This is a genomic window from Maritimibacter sp. DP1N21-5 (genome assembly GCF_019218295.1).
In the GTDB taxonomy this organism is placed as follows: Bacteria; Pseudomonadota; Alphaproteobacteria; order Rhodobacterales; family Rhodobacteraceae; genus Maritimibacter.
In genome coordinates this window covers 1,478,860-1,493,500 of sequence record NZ_JAHUZF010000006.1, presented here as the reverse complement: position 1 = coordinate 1,493,500, position 14,641 = coordinate 1,478,860, and the positions used below count along the sequence as shown (strand labels likewise).

Genomic DNA, 14,641 nt, shown 5'->3' with positions numbered 1-14,641 from the left:
GCACGTCGCCGCTTCCCCCTCTGCGCGTCGCGTGAGAAGAGAAGCCATGTCATCCTTCGCCACATATCGCGGCCACGTCCGGGCCCATCTGACCCTGGGCCTGCCCCTCGTGGGCAGCCAACTCGCGCAGGTGGCCGTGCAGACCACCGACACGCTCATGGTCGGCTGGTATGACGTGCGCGCGCTGGCGGCGCTGGTCCTTGCGACCTCGCTCTATCTCATCCTCATGATCTTCTTCTCGGGCTTCGCCTGGGCCGTGACGCCGCTGGTGGCCGCTGCGGCCGAGGCAGGTGACAACCAGCGTATCCGCCGGGCGACGCGGATGGGGCTGTGGCTCGTCTTGGCCGGGGGCGTCCTGTGCCTGCCGATCTTCTGGTTCTCCGCGCCGCTCCTGCGGGTGCTGGGGCAGGAGGCCGACATTGCCGATATGGCCCAGACCTATCTGCGGATCGCGGGCTTCGGGCTGATCCCGGCGCTCGTCGTGATGACGCTCAAGGGCTATCTCTCCGCGCTCGAACACACGCGGGTGCAGTTCTGGGTCACGGTCGGCGCGGCGGTGGCAAACGCCGGTCTGAACTGGCTCCTGATCTTCGGCAATCTGGGCGCGCCGGAGATGGGAATCCGCGGCGCGGCGCTCGCCAGTCTGGCGGTCAATGCGCTGTCGGCACTGGCGCTTGCCGCCTATTCGCTCCGTGTGTTTCCCGCGCATCGGTTGTTCCAGCGGCTCTGGCGGCCCGACCCAAGCGCCTTTCGCGAGGTGGCCGGCATGGGCTGGCAGATCGGTCTGACCACCGTGGCCGAGGTCGGGCTCTTCAACTTCTCCTCGATCATCATGGGCTGGATCGGGGCGGTTGCCCTGGCGGCGCACGGGATCGCGCTTCAGGTGACGACCGTCGCCTTCATGGTGCAGCTCGGCCTGTCCAACGCGGCCACCGTGCGGGCCGGGCGCAGCATGGGGAGGCGCGACTTCACCGCGCTCAGGGACGGGGCGCTCAGTGTCTGGGGCCTCGGCTTTGCCTTCGCCCTTGTCGCCGTCGCGGTTTTCCTGCTGTTCCCCGATGCGCTCGTCGGGGCCTTCGTCGACCCCGACGACCCGCTGCGCCCCCGGATCCTGGTCATCGGCGGCAGCCTTCTGGCCATGGCGGCGCTGTTTCAGGTCGCGGATTCGGCGCAAGTCATGGGCATTTCGATCCTGCGCGGGATGCAGGACACACGCGTGCCCATGCTGATGGCAGCCTTCGCTTACTGGGGGGTCGGGGCGCCTGCGATGTGGGTCTTCGGCGTCCTTCTGGGTGGCGGCGGCATCGGGGTCTGGGTGGGCCTTGTCCTCGGGCTGACGGTTTCGGCGATCCTGCTTGCGTTCAGGTTCCGCCGCCTCGTCTCGACGCTCTAGGCCCCATTCGTCAGTCGCCCTTCATCAGCCGTTCGGCCTTCTTGCGCACCAGAAGCGTGCGCAGGTCGTGCATGGCCAGAAGCAGGCTGTCGGTCACCATGTCGAGCTGGTCTTCCTCGGCACGGGTCTGGACCCAATGCGCGGTGTAATTCAGGTGGTCAACCGCGCGCAGGATGTCGTCGATGTCGCGCGCGGCAAGCAGGGCCTTGCGATCAGCGAGCCAGTCCTCGATCGCGGCCATATCCGCATTGGACAGGGTCCGGTCGCCATGTGGCTTGACCTCTCCGTTGCGGGTGTTGACCACCGCGATCTGGTCCATCTCGATCCGGCGATGGCGGTTCTGCGTGTCCACCTTGAACACGAAGGCGCCGTTTTCGCGCACACGGAAATAATACTCGGGAAGTTCCGTCGACATGATCCAACACTTATTCCTGCCCAGCCCGTTGATACAGAACCGGAAGGGTCGGGGAAAGGGAAACCGTTGTTTCCCTTGTGGAAACAGTTGCCTCTCAGGAGAGAGCGGCGCAGAATCTCTGGATCCGCTGGCAGGCCTCGGTCAATTGCGCGTCCGAGGTGGCGTAGGAGATGCGGAAATTCGGGCTGACGCCGAACGCCGCGCCAAAGACCACGGCCACGCCGGTCTCCTCGAGGAGCTTGGTGCAGAACACCTCGTCATTCGTGATCGCCGTGCCGTCCGGGGTCGTCTTGCCGATGCAACCCGCGATGTCGGGGTAGACATAGAAGGCCCCCTCCGGCGTCGGGCAGGAAATACCCTCGGCCTCGTTCAGCATTTTCACCACGAGGTCGCGGCGACGCTGGAAGAGCGCGGCGTTCCCGGCGAGGTAGTCCTGCGGTCCCGTCAGCGCCTCGACCGCGGCCCATTGCGAAATCGTGCAGGGGTTCGAGGTCGACTGCGACTGGATCATACGCATCGCGTCGATCAGTTCGACGGGCCCGCCTGCATATCCGATCCGCCAGCCGGTCATGGCATAGGCCTTGGACACGCCATTGACGGTGAGGGTCCGGTCATAGAGCGCGGGCTCGATCTGGGCCGGGGAGAAGAATTTGAAGTCGTCGAAGACAAGGTGTTCATACATGTCGTCCGACATGATCCAGACATGGGGGTGTTTCACCAGCACAGCGGTCAGGGCCTGCAGTTCCTCGCGCGAATAGCCGGCGCCGGTCGGGTTCGACGGCGAGTTGAAGATGAGCCACTTGGTCTTCGGTGTGATCGCCGCCTCGAGCTGGTCGGGCGTCATCTTGAAGGCGGCCGCCACGCCGCATTCCACGATCACCGGCTCGCCCCCCGCGAGGAGCACCATGTCGGGATAGCTCACCCAGTAGGGGGCCGGGATGATAACCTCGTCGCCGGGATCGAGCGTCGCCATGAGCGCGTTATAGAGGATCTGCTTTCCGCCCGTGCCCACGGAAATCTGGCGCGGCGTATAGGTCAAGCCGTTCTCCCGCGCGAATTTCTCACAGATCGCCCGCTTCAGCTCGGGGAGCCCGTCGGGCGCGGTGTATTTCGTCTTGCCTGCCTCGATCGCCGCGATCCCGGCGGCCTTGATGTTCTCGGGCGTGTCGAAGTCCGGTTCGCCCGCGCCAAGGCCGATCACGTCACGCCCCGCCGCCTTCAATTCCTGCGCGAGCGTCGTCACGGCGATGGTCGGCGAGGGTTTCACACGGGCTAGGGTCGCGGAGAGGAAAGACATGGTCGCATCCGGGGTTCATGTTTCGGCTCAAGGGTCTTAGGCTTGGGGCGGATCGCAATCAAGCAGGAAGGGAGGCCCGCATGGACGACAACTGGTATTCCGATGAAGCCGCAACGTTCGGAGACCGCCTTGCCGCCGCGCGCGACAACGCTGGCCTGACGCAGAAGGACTTGGCCAAACGGATCGGGGTCAAGACAAAGACTCTTTGCGCCTGGGAAGACGACCTGACCGAGCCCCGTGCGAACCGGCTCCAGATGATCTCCGGCGTGCTCGGCGTCTCGCTCGGCTGGCTTCTCACCGGCGTGGGCGACGGCGTGACACCCCCCGACGACATTCAGGAACTGACCCCCGCGGCCAAGGACATTCTGCTTGAGATTCGGGAACTTCGGGGCGATATGTCCGACGCCTCGAAACGGCTCGCGACGCTGGAGAAACGCCTGCGCCGGGTGCTCGAGGCGGGATAGCGGACCGAGAGGGCAGGATGGAAACGGACGAAGCGCGGCTGAAACGGCTTGCCATGCGGTCCTGGCGGCGCGGCACCAAGGAGATGGACATCATCCTGGGCCATTTCTGCGACGACAGGCTTGCGGAGATGTCGAAAGACGACCTCGACCTCTATGATGCCTTGCTGGCCGAGAACGATCAGGACCTTTACCAATGGGTGACGGGGCAGGTCGCGGCGCCGGAACGGTTCTCGCCCCTGATCGCCACCATTGCCGACCACGCGGCGGCGCGCGACCACTGAGTTTTCCGGACGCGTTTAACCGAATATTCTGATTTCCGACCCAAAGATGCTCTGACCAAGGCAAGACGGAGTCTGGGATGAGCATTCACAGCCCCATATCGGGGACCACCCTTCTGAACGGATCGGGAACCGGGTTCCTCGTGCAGTATATGGACGTGCTGTCGCTCGTCGAACGTCTGCATCGACTGCTTCTCGATGTCATCAAGGATGAATTCGAACGCCTGGGCGTGCTCGAAATCAACGCGGTTCAGGCGCTGCTCCTGTTCAACATCGGCGACAACGAGGTGACGGCGGGCGAGCTCAAATCCCGCGGCTATTATCAGGGATCGAATGTGTCCTATAACCTCAAGAAACTCGTGGACATGGGCTACATGCACCACGAACGGTCCGAAATCGATCGGCGCTCGGTGCGGGTGCGGCTCACCGACAAGGGGCGCAATGTGCGGACCGTCGTCGAGGACCTGTTTCACCGGCATGCGAAGGGTCTCGAAGACCGCGCGGTGCTGTCATTGGACGGGATCGAAGAAGTGGGATCGTCGCTCAAGCGCATCGAGCGATACTGGAGCGACCAGATCCGCTATATTTACTGAAGTGACTCGGCCTTGTCCGCTGAACCGCCCGGGGGCAGGGCACCCACGGCGAGCGCCTTGATCTCGCGCAGCAACTTGCGGCGCATGGCGCGCTCGTAATCCTCGAAGCCGTCGGCGATTTCGACGAAGGCGTCCGGGCCGCGAATGACGAGGTTCTCGTAGTAGGACACGAGGTCCTCGGGGCCCGGGCCCTCGCCCATGCCGTCGATGGTCAGGATCACGAGGCCGTTGATCGTCACGTCCGCGAATGCGGGGAGCGAGTCGAGGTCCTGTGGCCGTGGTCCGGTGTTGGATTTGCCGTCCCCGGAAATATCGAGCGTCGCACGCCAGCAGGGCGGCGCGGACTGAAGGACCTGCACCCCGACCGCCATGGCCGTTCCCAACGCGGTCGAGGGCGGGGCAGGCTGGCGTTCCGTGCGGTGCAGGGTTTCTGTTACCGACCCGAGCACACCGGCGTCATCCACCAACGTCCAGTCGACAAGCGTGCGCTGGTAGCTGGGCCCGCTCCATTCGAAGACGTTGAGCGCGATGGGAGCCGCACCGGGAGACAGGATCGCATCGCGCACATCCGGGGCGGTCAGCGCCGCCGCGAGCCCGTCGAGCTGCAGGCGATACTCGTTCGCATCCACCGACCCCGACACATCGAGCGCCAGCGCGAGCGCCTGCCGGCAGCCCGCGTCCTGTGCCAGGGCGAACCCTGTCAGGCTAGAAGCGAGACTGAAGGCTGATGCCGCCAGAAAGGCTTTGTTGCGTATAGATCGAGACATTCGACCACGTCCGGTTGGCCTGCACGGTGACGACCGGCGAGAACCCCATGTAGCTCAGGCCACGGAAATCCGCCGACAGCTTGGCCCCGACAATGTGGTCCTGCCGCCCGGTGGTCGTGAAGGGCGAGAAAGCGTAATCCTTGTAACCGTAACTGGCCCCGATGGAAAAGAGCGCACCGGCGATCGGCTGGGAAAACGCATAGTTAAGCTCGGCCATAGGCATTCGATATTCCTGCGCCGGACCCGACGAAAAGCTTTGGGCATAGCTGGCCGACAGCGTCGCCCGGTCGCCCCAGGACAGTTCATGCGCATAGGTGACGCCCGCGCGCAGCACGGTTTCCGGCTGAAGCCCCGTCGCCGTGATCAGCGCCCGGTCCGCCCGCGCCGTGAACGTGAGCGCGTCGCGCCCGCCAGCCACAGGAATGTTCACCGCCGCGCCGGCGCCGAAGAAGTCCGACAGCTTCGCGCCGCCATACCAGTTGCGCCCCGCGCGCGCCGAAAGATCAAGCCGCGTGCCACGGGCATCGAGCAGGAAGCTCTGCTGGAGGGTCGCCGCGATCTGGTAGAAATCGAAGTCGTGGCCCGAGGTTCCCGGTGCTGCCGCGCGCGAACCCCGGTCGAGCCAGTTCATCCGACCGGCAGCCTCGAGCCCGACCACCGTCTGTGACCTGGGCGTCGCGAAGAGCCGGTATTTCACCGCGGCTTCGGCCTCGGCTGACCAGCCCGACAGGGCCTGAGCGGTCGGTGACAGCACGAAGGGCAGGCCGGCGATCATGATGATCTGTTCGGACGAGCCGTTGTTGATGTTGGAGTTCGGCGCGGCGCCGACGGAGAAGCGGAAGGACAGCGGGTTTTCCCGACGCACAGCCTGATAGGCGCGCGCGACATTGGTGACCTCTGCCTCGGACGAGGTGTGTTGCACCGCCCGCCGGAGCCAGAATTGCGACAGCGTGTAATTCCCGTCGGTCGCGACAAGCTCGGCCATGATCATCGCCGACGCATATCGCGCGGCCTCGATGTCAGACGCGCGGTAGGCGGCCTGCGCCGCCTGTCGCGCCTGCCGGGACTGCCCGAGGGCCGAAAGCGCCCGCGCACGCAGGAGAAGCGCGTCGATGTCGCGCGGATTGCTCGCGATCACGGCGTCGGCCAGGGCGAGCGCCTGTGCGGGGTTGCCGTCCTGGAGCGCCGCCACCGACGCGTCGAGCTGCGTGTCGCGGTCCTGCGCAAGCGCAGCGGTGGCGTCGACGGCCCCCAGCGCCAGTGCCAGCGCAAACACACCTGCCTTGATCCCGGCCACTTGTCGCCGCATCGACTACTACCCCCGCTCGTTCGGCCCGAGCCTAGTGGAAATCCGCGCGAAACCCAAGCGCCCCGCCATCTTCCCACGTTCACCGGCCTGCCCCTGTCCTGTATCCATCTTGGGTCAGGGCACGGACCGGTATACTATATCTGGATGCAGCCGGGCGAGGGGGATTCGCCCCTTGAGCAGACGTCCGCCGGAAGGAGAGAGCATGCGCCAATATCTCGACAGTCTGAGGACCGTCCTCGACCATGGCACCCCGTCCACCGATCGCACCGGGACCGGCACCATATCCTACTTCGGATTGCAGACGCGTTACGCGTTGTCGGACGGGTTCCCGCTCGTCACCACGAAGAAGCTGCATCTGAAATCCATCGTGCACGAGCTTCTTTGGTTCCTCGCGGGGGATACCAACATCGGCTACCTCAAGGAGAACGGTGTCTCGATCTGGGACGAGTGGGCCGATGAGAACGGCGACCTCGGGCCCGTCTACGGCCACCAGTGGCGCCATTTCCCCTCGGTCGCCTATGAGAACGGCCAGCCGGTGATCGGAGAGGTCGACCAGATCGCGAAGCTCGTCGAGCAGATCAAGCGGAGTCCCGACAGTCGCCGTCTGATCGTGTCGGCGTGGAACCCCGGCGAGGTCGACCAGATGGCGCTGCCGCCCTGTCACACGCTCTGGCAGGTGCGCATCATCGGCGGCAAACTGCACCTCCAGCTTTACCAGCGCTCTGCCGACATGTTCCTGGGCGTGCCCTTCAACATCGCGTCCTATGCGCTGCTCCTCGTGATGCTCGCCCATGTGACGGGCTACGAGCCCGGCGATTTCATCCACTCCATCGGTGACGCGCATATCTATTCCAACCACATGGATCAGGTGCGCGAACAGCTCACGCGCAGCCCGATGGAACTGCCCCGGCTGCGGCTGACACGCGACGTGGGCTCGATCTTCGATTTCCACTACGAGGACTTCGCCTTCGAGGGCTACGCACCCCAGCCCGCAATCAAGGCTCCGGTGGCGGTATGATCTCGCTCGTCGTCGCCCGGGATCGCAACGGCGCCATCGGCAAGGCGGGGGGCATCCCGTGGCACGCGCCCGAAGACCTGCGCCGCTTCAAACGCGAAACGGTGGGCGGTGCGGTGATCATGGGGCGCACGACCTGGATAAGCCTGCCATTCAGGCCGTTGAAGGACCGTCTGAACATCGTGGTGTCGCGGGACAGGGGCCTTTGCGACAATGTCGTTGGCTCGGTCGAGGCGGCCGTGGCACTCGCCCAGTCGGAAGGCTACGACCGGATCTATGGCATCGGGGGCGCGGGGATCTATCGCGACCTGCTGCCGATCTCGCATCGCCTGCTCATCACCGAGGTGGATCTTGCGGTCGAGGGCGCGGATGCGCATTTCCCGACGTTCGATCCGTCGGACTGGGTGCGAATCGCATCGCTTCCGATCGCATCGGCAGATTTCGGGCTGACCCTGACCGAGTGGATTCGCCGCCTTTAGCGCGACCATGCTGCAATGCGGCGACAGAGCGGGGCCGGGAGGACACAGTCTGATGTTTCATGGCCACGATTTTGCCTTGAAATTTATTTCGTGGCCGATGGAACAAACGAAACGATTGAAACGTTTCCCTTGGTTTCGTATCAAAAACCCCATGGGATACTGGGATTTTGGAAGGGCAGCGCTGGTCGCAATCGCTCTGGTAACAAGCTCCACGACAGGTGCCTTCGCTCTTGGTTCGTGGCAATGCGTCGCAATGGACGGCGTGAAAGACACGGTCAGCGATGCTGCGACGCAGGCGACGCTGTCCAAGAAGTTCTTCGTGAAGTCCGACGGCTCTTTGCAGGTCGTGGATGTCTTGGTCGAACAGCCCGAGGCGCCGCGCACCACCTATGAGGTGATCGTCGACGGGCTGATGGACGTGCTGGGGATACAGGCGCCGCGCCAGTTCGTAGATCGTGTCGCCCGTGCCGACCGCAAGCAGGGGCTGCCGCCCGAGGCCATCTACTGGGCCCTGTCGCCGACGAAACCGGCCGGACCCAACGCCTGGAAGCCGCAGTGCTGAAACCCCCGGCGCGAAGGGACTGACCCACGCGCCGGGCCATGTGCGATCCGCGCCGGCTTCCGAGTGATCCGGCTTGACGGCGCAGGCGTAACCCGAATGAAACGACATTCGAGGTGCGCGATGCAGGCAATTTTTCTTTATCTGGTAACGGCCGTGATCTTTCTGGGGCTGGACGCGGTGATGTTGAACAGGGTGATGAAACCTTTGTTCGAAACGCACCTCGGCGACTGGCTCCAACTCCCGATCCGCATCGCGCCCGCCGCTGTCTTTTACCTCTTCTATGTGGCCGGAGTCGTCTGGCTCGTATCCTGGCCTGCGCTGAAGAACGACACCCCGCTCACCGCGCTGATCAGCGGGGCGGTGATCGGTGCAATGGCCTATGGCACTTACGAGTTCACGAATTACGCCACTCTGCGCCTCTGGTCGCCGCAAATGGTGGCAACGGACGTGATCTGGGGCACGCTTCTGACCGGGTTTTCGGCCTGGGCCGGCGTCATGATCCTTCGCGCGTTTCAAAGCTGATCGGTGCTGGACCGAGAGGCCAGCAAACAGAAAAACCCCGCGGCAGAGGCGGGGTTTCTCAAAATGTGGTCCGGTATCAGATGGGCTTGATGTCGCCGGCGCTTTCGCGACCGTCCCGGCCCGGGATCATCTCGTAGGATACCTTCTGATTGTCGGCCAGGCTTTTCAAGCCTGCGCGTTCCACGGCCGAAATGTGGACGAACACGTCCTTCCCGCCGTCATCGGGGGCGATGAAACCATAGCCCTTGGTCGTGTTGAACCATTTAACGGTGCCAGTGGGCATTCCGTCTGTCTCCTTCAGTCTTACCGTCCGCGATATTGCGACGGGGTGGTGCAGCAGGTCTTCAGCTGCCCCGCCTGGGCGGTTGACTGGAAGTTCTGTAGTCACGCATTCATGGTGAACATAGCGAAACAAAAATCAAGTGCTCTTTGCGAGGCCAGTAAATGAAGGTGTATGGGATCAAATCCTGCGACAAGGTGCGCGCGGCGATGAAGGCGCTGGAGGCGGCGGGGTATGCACCGGGACTCGTCGATATCCGGGAGACTCCGTTGGGCGCCGCCGCGTTCGAACGGTTCCACGCGGCCTTCGGCGCAGCACTCGTCAACCGGAAGTCCACGACCTGGCGCGGCCTCGGCGAAGACGAGAGGCAGGCGGATGTCATGGCCCTCCTTGCGGCGCATCCGACGCTCATGAAGCGTCCGGTGATCGAAGGAGAGGGGCGTCTGACCCTAGGGTGGGACAAGGAGGCTCAGGCGGTCTGGCTCTGACCCGACCGGCGACGGGCGAGGCGATCCAGGGACAGGGGCCCTGGTCCAAGAAAGACGCAGGTGGCGAGCAGGGTGAGCCAGAGCAGCCTTTGGTCGAGGATCACGCTGTCGGGCGCCCGGTCGAAGAGCGCGCCGAGTGTCACCCCGTCGCCGAGCGCACCGTGGCCGAAGAGGTCGGTCAGGCTTTGAACGACGATGAACCCGATCATGCCGAGGGCGGCGGGACGGGTCAGAAGGCCCAGGATAAGCAGGGCCGGAAGGAGAAGTTCGGCCAAGGTTCCGCCCGCGACGATCACGCTGTGCAGAAGGCCAAGCTGGCTCGGATCATAATTCACGGCCTCCATCGCCCGGGGAAAGATCTGGGCGTAGCCATTGACCGAAAGCCCCGCGCCATCAACCTTGGTGACGGCCGAGGCCCAGTAATAGGGGGCAAGGACAGCGGCGAAAGCAAAGCGCGCCAAACTTGGCAGTATGGTCGGGGCACTGTTGTCGAGCGCGCCATATAGCGTCGTGACGGTGTTTCTCATGCGGCATACTCCACGCAGACGATGGCCTTGCGCGCCACCAGCCGCGCGAGCGCCCGGGGAAGGTCGAGCGTTGGAAGGTCGGCGGCCTCGGCGAGCGGCATCCGGGAAAGCCGGTCGATGAAGGTCGCCTCGGCATCGGGCACGGGTTCGGCCAGCGCGTCCCAGTCGGGCCGCGTGACAAGCACGGATTGCGCGCCCGGCGTGGGTTTCGGGGCCCGGTCATCATGGTTACGGCGCCAGATCGCGTGGATCGGATAGCGCGAGGACAAGACCGCCACCGCCGGGGCCAGCCCCAGCCGCGCCGTGCCGATCTCGGGGTTTGAGAGCGCAGCCTGTGGAACCGGTGGCGCGTCGGCGGCGTGGTAGGCATGTCGCAGCGCCAGTTCCAGCCGCGCGACATCCGGGAGGTAGGGCAGATGTGCGATGGGCGGGAAGTCCGAGAGGAAGTCGGGGAACGCCTCGCCATAGCGGGCGAGGATTGGAGATCCCGGAGGATGGGCGCGCACGAATGCGACGGCCATCGCCCGGAAAAACGCCTGGCCGGTCAAGCGCGCGACCGTCGGAAAGCCATCCTCCAGCGCGGTTGCCAGGGACGACATGACGTTGTTGCGATAGACGCCGAACCGTGCGGCGATGGCGCCATCCGCCGCAGCAAGCCCCTGCGGCAGGCCATCAGGCGCGAAGAGCGCATCGTCCCATGACATGGTGTCACTCCCTTCCTTTGTTCTGCGCGGTGCGCGAGGTCGGTTCCGCCGGGATTCTAGAATTCTAGAATCCTAACATTCCGGAATCCCGAAACCTTCTAATAATCATTCACAATCAATGCTTTGCCCGGCTCTTCCGGCGCGCCGCCGCAGCCAGGCGGCTGTCCACCCGCGTGGCCTCGGCGGCCAGAACGGGCCAGGAGGGCACATCGTTGTCCCATTCGATCAGCGTCGCGATGGGACCGGTGCGCCTCAGAACCTCGGCAAAAAGGTCCCAGACCGGGTCGGCGATTTCGCAGCCGTGGCTGTCGATGAGGAGCGCCTCGCCCAATACCTCGTCCGCCGCATGCCCGCCAAGGTGAAGCTCTCCGACCGCGTGCATCGGGAAGTCGGCAAGGTATTGCCGCGCGTCGACCTGCCGATTGGTGGCAGACACATGAACGTTGTTCACGTCGAGCAGCATCCCGCAGCCTGTCCGCCGCGCGACCTCGCGCAGAAAATCAGTCTCCTGCATTTCGGTCTCGGCAAACTCGACATAGACGCTGGGGTTCTCAAGCAGCATCCGGCGACCGAGCACCTCCTGCACGCGGTCGATGTGGTCGCAGACCCGGGCGAGCGTCTGGGTTGTATAGGGCAGGGGCAGCAGGTCGTTGAAGTAGGTCCCGCCATGGCTCGACCAAGCCAGATGCTCGGAAAACCGAGCGGGTTCAAGCCAGTGCACCAGCCGCGCCACCCGCGCCAGATGGTCCTCGCCCAGCCCCTCGCCGCCAATGGACAGCCCGACGCCATGGACCGAGATCGGGAACCGCTCGGCCAACGCGTGCAACTGGGCGATGGGCCGCCCGCCGTCGCCCATATAGTTTTCGGCGTGAATCTCCAGCCAGCCGACTGGCCCGGGGTCACTCACGATTTCGGCGTAATGCTGCGGTTTGAAGCCGACGCCCGCGCGCGCAGGCAATCCGGTCTTGCGTGCGTCCCTTGCCATATCGAACATCCGTTCCTCCTCAAGGTAACGGTGCGCGGGCGGCGTTCCCCGTCCGCGCCCCGAGAGCCGCCTCACATCGCGGGCAGATCGCGCTCGAGCGGCTCCAAGGAACCCATGCGCTCCATCATGTCCTCAGTCATCGAGGCCTCGATGGTGATCTCTTCGCAGGTCCCGGCGGGCACCAGCGACCAGGCGTTGCCCTGGTAATCGACCTTCGACGTGCCCGCGCAGGTCGTGCCGGGGCCGGCAGCGCAGCCGTTCTCGCCAGCCTTGGCCACGCCGTAGCATTTCTCCATGTCCTGCGCCGAGGCCGGGAGCGTGAGCGAGGCGAGGGCGGTTGCCATGGCACCCGCGATGGTGAGTGTGGTTTTCTTCGACATGTCTGTCCTCCTGTTGCGTTCGTTCCGCCTGAAGCGGTGTCCAATTGCTAGGTCCGAACAGGCGTAACAAACCACTCACAGCCCCGTGCCCCCCGGTCACGTGAGGCCTGTGAAACAAACGCTTTCGTGAATTGCACGTGAAAAGGGCGGCCCATCGGACCGCCCTTTCGTAAGGAATATCAATGTGTTGACGTCAAAGCAGATCCGGCGCCGTCGCTTCAGTCGAGAGTTGGCCTATCACCTCGTCAAGCCCGACGACCTTGGTGTCCTTCTCGCCCAGGCGGCGCAATGTAACAGTTCGTTCATCGACCTCCTTCATCCCTACGGCAAGGATGACCGGCACCTTGCCGACGGAGTGTTCCCGGACCTTGTAATTGATCTTCTCATTGCGGGTGTCGGCTTCGGCCCGCACGCCGGCAGCGCGCAGGCGGCGCACCACGTCATGCACGTATCCGTCCGCGTCCGAGACGATCGAGGCCACGACGACCTGTCGCGGCGCGAGCCAGAACGGGAGCCTCCCCGCGTGCTCTTCGATCAGGATACCGATGAAGCGTTCGAACGACCCGAGCACGGCGCGGTGCAGCATGACCGGGCGGTGCTTCGCCCCGTCCTCGCCGATATAGACCGCGTCCAGCCGTTCGGGCAGGTTCGGGTCAACCTGCAGCGTCCCGCACTGCCATTCCCGGCCAATCGCGTCGGTCAGCGTGAACTCGAGCTTGGGGCCATAGAACGCACCTTCGCCTTCCTGCACCTCGAACTCATACCCGGCTGCCTTGCACGCGTTGCCCAAAGCGGCCTCGACCCGATCCCAGGATTCATCGGACCCGATGCGTTTCTCGGGCCGTGTGGACAGCTTGATCGTCCAGTCGTTGAATCCGAGGTCGGAATAGATCGCCGCGAGAAACTCGATGAACTTCGCCGTCTCGCTCTCGATCTGGCTCTCCATGCAGAAGATATGCGCATCGTCCTGCGTAAAGCCGCGCACCCGCATGATCCCGTGCAGCGCGCCCGAGGGTTCGTAGCGGTTGCACGAGCCGAACTCGGCCATGCGCAGCGGCAGGTCGCGGTAGGATTTGAGCCCCGAGTTGAACACCTGCACGTGACAGGGGCAGTTCATCGGTTTGAGCGCATTCACCGTCTTTTCACGGGCATGATCCTCGTCCACTTCGACGATGAACATGTTCTCCTGGTAGTTCTCCCAGTGGCCTGACGCCTCCCACAGCTTGCGCGAGACGACCTGCGGCGTGTTCACCTCGACATAGCCGCCGCGATCCTGCTGGCGGCGCATGTAGTCCTGAAGCACCGTGTAGATGCGCCAGCCGTTCGGGTGCCAGAAGATCTGACCGGGGGCTTCCTCCTGCATGTGGAAGAGGTCCATCTCGCGGCCCAGCCGGCGGTGGTCGCGCTTCTCGGCTTCTTCGAGGAAGGTCAGGTATTTCTTCAGCTCGTCGCGGTTCTGGAAGGCGACGCCGTAGATGCGCTGGAGCATCGGGTTCTTCGAGTCCCCGCGCCAGTAGGCCCCGGCGACCTTCATCAGCTTGAACGCGTCGGCGGGCACTTGCCCCGTGTGCTGAAGGTGCGGGCCCCGGCAGAGGTCCTGCCAGTCGCCGTGCCAATACATGCGGATGGGCTGGCCGTCGTCCGGGATCGCATTGACCAGCTCGACCTTGTAGTTCTCGCCGGTCGCCTCGTAATGCGCGATGGCATCGGCGCGGGACCAGACTTCGGTGCGCACGGCATCGCGCGCGTTGATGATCTCTTTCATCTTCGCTTCGATCTCGCCCAGATCCTCCGGCGTGAAGGGCTCTTCGCGGTCGAAATCGTAATACCAGCCGTTCTCGATCACCGGGCCGATGGTGACTTTGGTCGCGGGCCAGATCTCCTGGACCGCCCGCGCCATGATATGGGCGAGGTCGTGGCGGATCAGTTCAAGCGCCTGAGGCGCGTCCTTCATCGTGTGGATGGCAACGCTCGCGTCGGCGTCGATGGGCCACTGGAGATCCCAGTGCGCACCATTGACCGTCGCCGAGATCGCTTTCTTCGCGAGCGAGGTCGAGATATCGGCAGCAACGTCGGCGGGAGTGATCCCGGCCGCATAATCGCGCGTATTGCCATCGGGAAAGGTCAGGGAAATCTGGCTCATGGCCGGCTCCTCGTCAGTTTGGCGCCCACGGAACGCCCGG

The 14,641-nt window shown here is 64.4% G+C and carries 19 protein-coding genes; 9 read left to right on the top strand and 10 right to left on the bottom strand.

All coding sequences use genetic code 11. From position 1 onward, the window contains the following. Positions 1-46: 46 nt before the first annotated feature. Entirely contained in the window at positions 47-1,393 is a 1,347-nt protein-coding gene (locus KJP29_RS15055; RefSeq protein ID WP_218464350.1) for an MATE family efflux transporter, read from the top strand. Between the two features lie 10 nt (positions 1,394-1,403). On the opposite strand, the gene KJP29_RS15050 is transcribed toward KJP29_RS15055, so the two are convergent. Both KJP29_RS15050 and KJP29_RS15045 read right to left on the bottom strand, forming a co-directional pair. After that, positions 1,404-1,808 carry a hypothetical protein gene (locus tag KJP29_RS15050; RefSeq protein WP_218464349.1) on the bottom strand — a complete coding sequence of 135 codons (405 nt, stop codon included), beginning with the start codon at positions 1,806-1,808 and terminating at the stop codon, positions 1,404-1,406. Between the two features lie 94 nt (positions 1,809-1,902). After that, positions 1,903-3,105, bottom strand: coding sequence for a pyridoxal phosphate-dependent aminotransferase (locus KJP29_RS15045; RefSeq protein ID WP_218464348.1), 1,203 nt, complete (start codon positions 3,103-3,105; stop codon positions 1,903-1,905). A gap of 80 nt (positions 3,106-3,185) precedes the next feature. On the opposite strand from KJP29_RS15045, the gene KJP29_RS15040 reads away from it, so the two are divergent. From KJP29_RS15040 to KJP29_RS15030, 3 genes are all read left to right on the top strand, one after another. Next, entirely contained in the window at positions 3,186-3,569 is a 384-nt protein-coding gene (locus KJP29_RS15040; protein WP_218464347.1) for a helix-turn-helix domain-containing protein, read from the top strand. A gap of 17 nt (positions 3,570-3,586) precedes the next feature. Then, complete coding sequence (locus KJP29_RS15035) at positions 3,587-3,850, top strand: succinate dehydrogenase assembly factor 2 (protein WP_218464346.1); 264 nt, start codon at positions 3,587-3,589, stop codon at positions 3,848-3,850. Positions 3,851-3,927: 77 nt separating this feature from the next. Further along, the gene (locus tag KJP29_RS15030) at positions 3,928-4,440 is read left to right on the top strand and encodes a MarR family winged helix-turn-helix transcriptional regulator (protein WP_218464345.1); all 513 of its coding nucleotides are present in this window, start codon (positions 3,928-3,930) and stop codon (positions 4,438-4,440) included. On the opposite strand, the gene KJP29_RS15025 is transcribed toward KJP29_RS15030, so the two are convergent. Together KJP29_RS15025 and KJP29_RS15020 are read right to left on the bottom strand one after the other, a co-directional pair. After that, positions 4,434-5,207, bottom strand: a complete 774-nt coding sequence (locus KJP29_RS15025) for a DUF1194 domain-containing protein (protein ID WP_218464344.1) — start codon at positions 5,205-5,207, stop codon at positions 4,434-4,436. The genes KJP29_RS15030 and KJP29_RS15025 overlap by 7 nt on opposite strands. Further along, the gene (locus KJP29_RS15020; protein ID WP_218464343.1) at positions 5,146-6,516 is read right to left on the bottom strand and encodes a hypothetical protein; all 1,371 of its coding nucleotides are present in this window, start codon (positions 6,514-6,516) and stop codon (positions 5,146-5,148) included. The genes KJP29_RS15025 and KJP29_RS15020 overlap by 62 nt, the downstream gene beginning before the upstream one ends. Positions 6,517-6,718: 202 nt before the next feature. Here KJP29_RS15020 and KJP29_RS15015 point away from each other — a divergent pair, with 202 nt between their 5' ends. From KJP29_RS15015 to KJP29_RS15000, 4 genes are all read left to right on the top strand, one after another. Beyond that, on the top strand, positions 6,719-7,534 hold the full coding sequence (locus KJP29_RS15015; RefSeq protein ID WP_218464342.1) for a thymidylate synthase: 816 nt from the start codon (positions 6,719-6,721) through the stop codon (positions 7,532-7,534). Next, complete coding sequence (locus tag KJP29_RS15010; protein WP_218464341.1) at positions 7,531-8,010, top strand: dihydrofolate reductase; 480 nt, start codon at positions 7,531-7,533, stop codon at positions 8,008-8,010. Before KJP29_RS15015 ends, KJP29_RS15010 begins: the two co-directional genes overlap by 4 nt. A gap of 52 nt (positions 8,011-8,062) precedes the next feature. Further along, the gene (locus KJP29_RS15005; RefSeq protein ID WP_218464340.1) at positions 8,063-8,572 is read left to right on the top strand and encodes a hypothetical protein; all 510 of its coding nucleotides are present in this window, start codon (positions 8,063-8,065) and stop codon (positions 8,570-8,572) included. 120 nt (positions 8,573-8,692) lie between these two features. After that, complete coding sequence (locus KJP29_RS15000; protein ID WP_218464339.1) at positions 8,693-9,094, top strand: DUF2177 family protein; 402 nt, start codon at positions 8,693-8,695, stop codon at positions 9,092-9,094. A 76-nt stretch (positions 9,095-9,170) separates the two neighbouring features. On the opposite strand, the gene KJP29_RS14995 is transcribed toward KJP29_RS15000, so the two are convergent. Next, the gene (locus KJP29_RS14995) at positions 9,171-9,377 is read right to left on the bottom strand and encodes a cold-shock protein (RefSeq protein ID WP_218464338.1); all 207 of its coding nucleotides are present in this window, start codon (positions 9,375-9,377) and stop codon (positions 9,171-9,173) included. Between the two features lie 161 nt (positions 9,378-9,538). Between KJP29_RS14995 and KJP29_RS14990 the strand changes: the two genes are divergently transcribed. After that, positions 9,539-9,862, top strand: coding sequence for an arsenate reductase family protein (locus KJP29_RS14990; protein WP_218464337.1), 324 nt, complete (start codon positions 9,539-9,541; stop codon positions 9,860-9,862). On the opposite strand, the gene KJP29_RS14985 is transcribed toward KJP29_RS14990, so the two are convergent. The 5 genes from KJP29_RS14985 to thrS all read right to left on the bottom strand — a co-directional run bounded on the left by KJP29_RS14985 (position 9,844) and on the right by thrS (position 14,601). Then, a complete protein-coding gene (locus KJP29_RS14985; protein ID WP_218464336.1) occupies positions 9,844-10,389 on the bottom strand; it encodes a DoxX family membrane protein in 546 nt (181 codons plus the stop codon). The two genes, KJP29_RS14990 and KJP29_RS14985, sit on opposite strands and share 19 nt — an antisense overlap. Then, positions 10,386-11,093, bottom strand: coding sequence for a DNA-binding domain-containing protein (locus KJP29_RS14980; protein WP_218464335.1), 708 nt, complete (start codon positions 11,091-11,093; stop codon positions 10,386-10,388). Before KJP29_RS14980 ends, KJP29_RS14985 begins: the two co-directional genes overlap by 4 nt. A 115-nt stretch (positions 11,094-11,208) precedes the next feature. Further along, complete coding sequence (locus tag KJP29_RS14975; RefSeq protein WP_218464334.1) at positions 11,209-12,087, bottom strand: DUF692 domain-containing protein; 879 nt, start codon at positions 12,085-12,087, stop codon at positions 11,209-11,211. Between the two features lie 62 nt (positions 12,088-12,149). Beyond that, positions 12,150-12,458, bottom strand: coding sequence for a DUF2282 domain-containing protein (locus KJP29_RS14970; RefSeq protein ID WP_218464333.1), 309 nt, complete (start codon positions 12,456-12,458; stop codon positions 12,150-12,152). 193 nt (positions 12,459-12,651) lie between these two features. Beyond that, on the bottom strand, positions 12,652-14,601 hold the full coding sequence (gene thrS / locus KJP29_RS14965; protein WP_218464332.1) for a threonine--tRNA ligase: 1,950 nt from the start codon (positions 14,599-14,601) through the stop codon (positions 12,652-12,654). Between the last annotated feature and the right edge of the window lie 40 nt (positions 14,602-14,641).

Coding starts and splice junctions, on each gene's coding strand:
- KJP29_RS15055 (WP_218464350.1), top strand. CDS start 47: ATGTCATCCTTCGCCACATATCGCGGCCACGTCCGGGCCCATCTGACC.
- KJP29_RS15050 (WP_218464349.1), bottom strand. CDS start 1,808: ATGTCGACGGAACTTCCCGAGTATTATTTCCGTGTGCGCGAAAACGGC.
- KJP29_RS15045 (WP_218464348.1), bottom strand. CDS start 3,105: ATGTCTTTCCTCTCCGCGACCCTAGCCCGTGTGAAACCCTCGCCGACC.
- KJP29_RS15040 (WP_218464347.1), top strand. CDS start 3,186: ATGGACGACAACTGGTATTCCGATGAAGCCGCAACGTTCGGAGACCGC.
- KJP29_RS15035 (WP_218464346.1), top strand. CDS start 3,587: ATGGAAACGGACGAAGCGCGGCTGAAACGGCTTGCCATGCGGTCCTGG.
- KJP29_RS15030 (WP_218464345.1), top strand. CDS start 3,928: ATGAGCATTCACAGCCCCATATCGGGGACCACCCTTCTGAACGGATCG.
- KJP29_RS15025 (WP_218464344.1), bottom strand. CDS start 5,207: ATGTCTCGATCTATACGCAACAAAGCCTTTCTGGCGGCATCAGCCTTC.
- KJP29_RS15020 (WP_218464343.1), bottom strand. CDS start 6,516: ATGCGGCGACAAGTGGCCGGGATCAAGGCAGGTGTGTTTGCGCTGGCA.
- KJP29_RS15015 (WP_218464342.1), top strand. CDS start 6,719: ATGCGCCAATATCTCGACAGTCTGAGGACCGTCCTCGACCATGGCACC.
- KJP29_RS15010 (WP_218464341.1), top strand. CDS start 7,531: ATGATCTCGCTCGTCGTCGCCCGGGATCGCAACGGCGCCATCGGCAAG.
- KJP29_RS15005 (WP_218464340.1), top strand. CDS start 8,063: ATGTTTCATGGCCACGATTTTGCCTTGAAATTTATTTCGTGGCCGATG.
- KJP29_RS15000 (WP_218464339.1), top strand. CDS start 8,693: ATGCAGGCAATTTTTCTTTATCTGGTAACGGCCGTGATCTTTCTGGGG.
- KJP29_RS14995 (WP_218464338.1), bottom strand. CDS start 9,377: ATGCCCACTGGCACCGTTAAATGGTTCAACACGACCAAGGGCTATGGT.
- KJP29_RS14990 (WP_218464337.1), top strand. CDS start 9,539: ATGAAGGTGTATGGGATCAAATCCTGCGACAAGGTGCGCGCGGCGATG.
- KJP29_RS14985 (WP_218464336.1), bottom strand. CDS start 10,389: ATGAGAAACACCGTCACGACGCTATATGGCGCGCTCGACAACAGTGCC.
- KJP29_RS14980 (WP_218464335.1), bottom strand. CDS start 11,093: ATGTCATGGGACGATGCGCTCTTCGCGCCTGATGGCCTGCCGCAGGGG.
- KJP29_RS14975 (WP_218464334.1), bottom strand. CDS start 12,087: ATGTTCGATATGGCAAGGGACGCACGCAAGACCGGATTGCCTGCGCGC.
- KJP29_RS14970 (WP_218464333.1), bottom strand. CDS start 12,458: ATGTCGAAGAAAACCACACTCACCATCGCGGGTGCCATGGCAACCGCC.
- thrS (WP_218464332.1), bottom strand. CDS start 14,601: ATGAGCCAGATTTCCCTGACCTTTCCCGATGGCAATACGCGCGATTAT.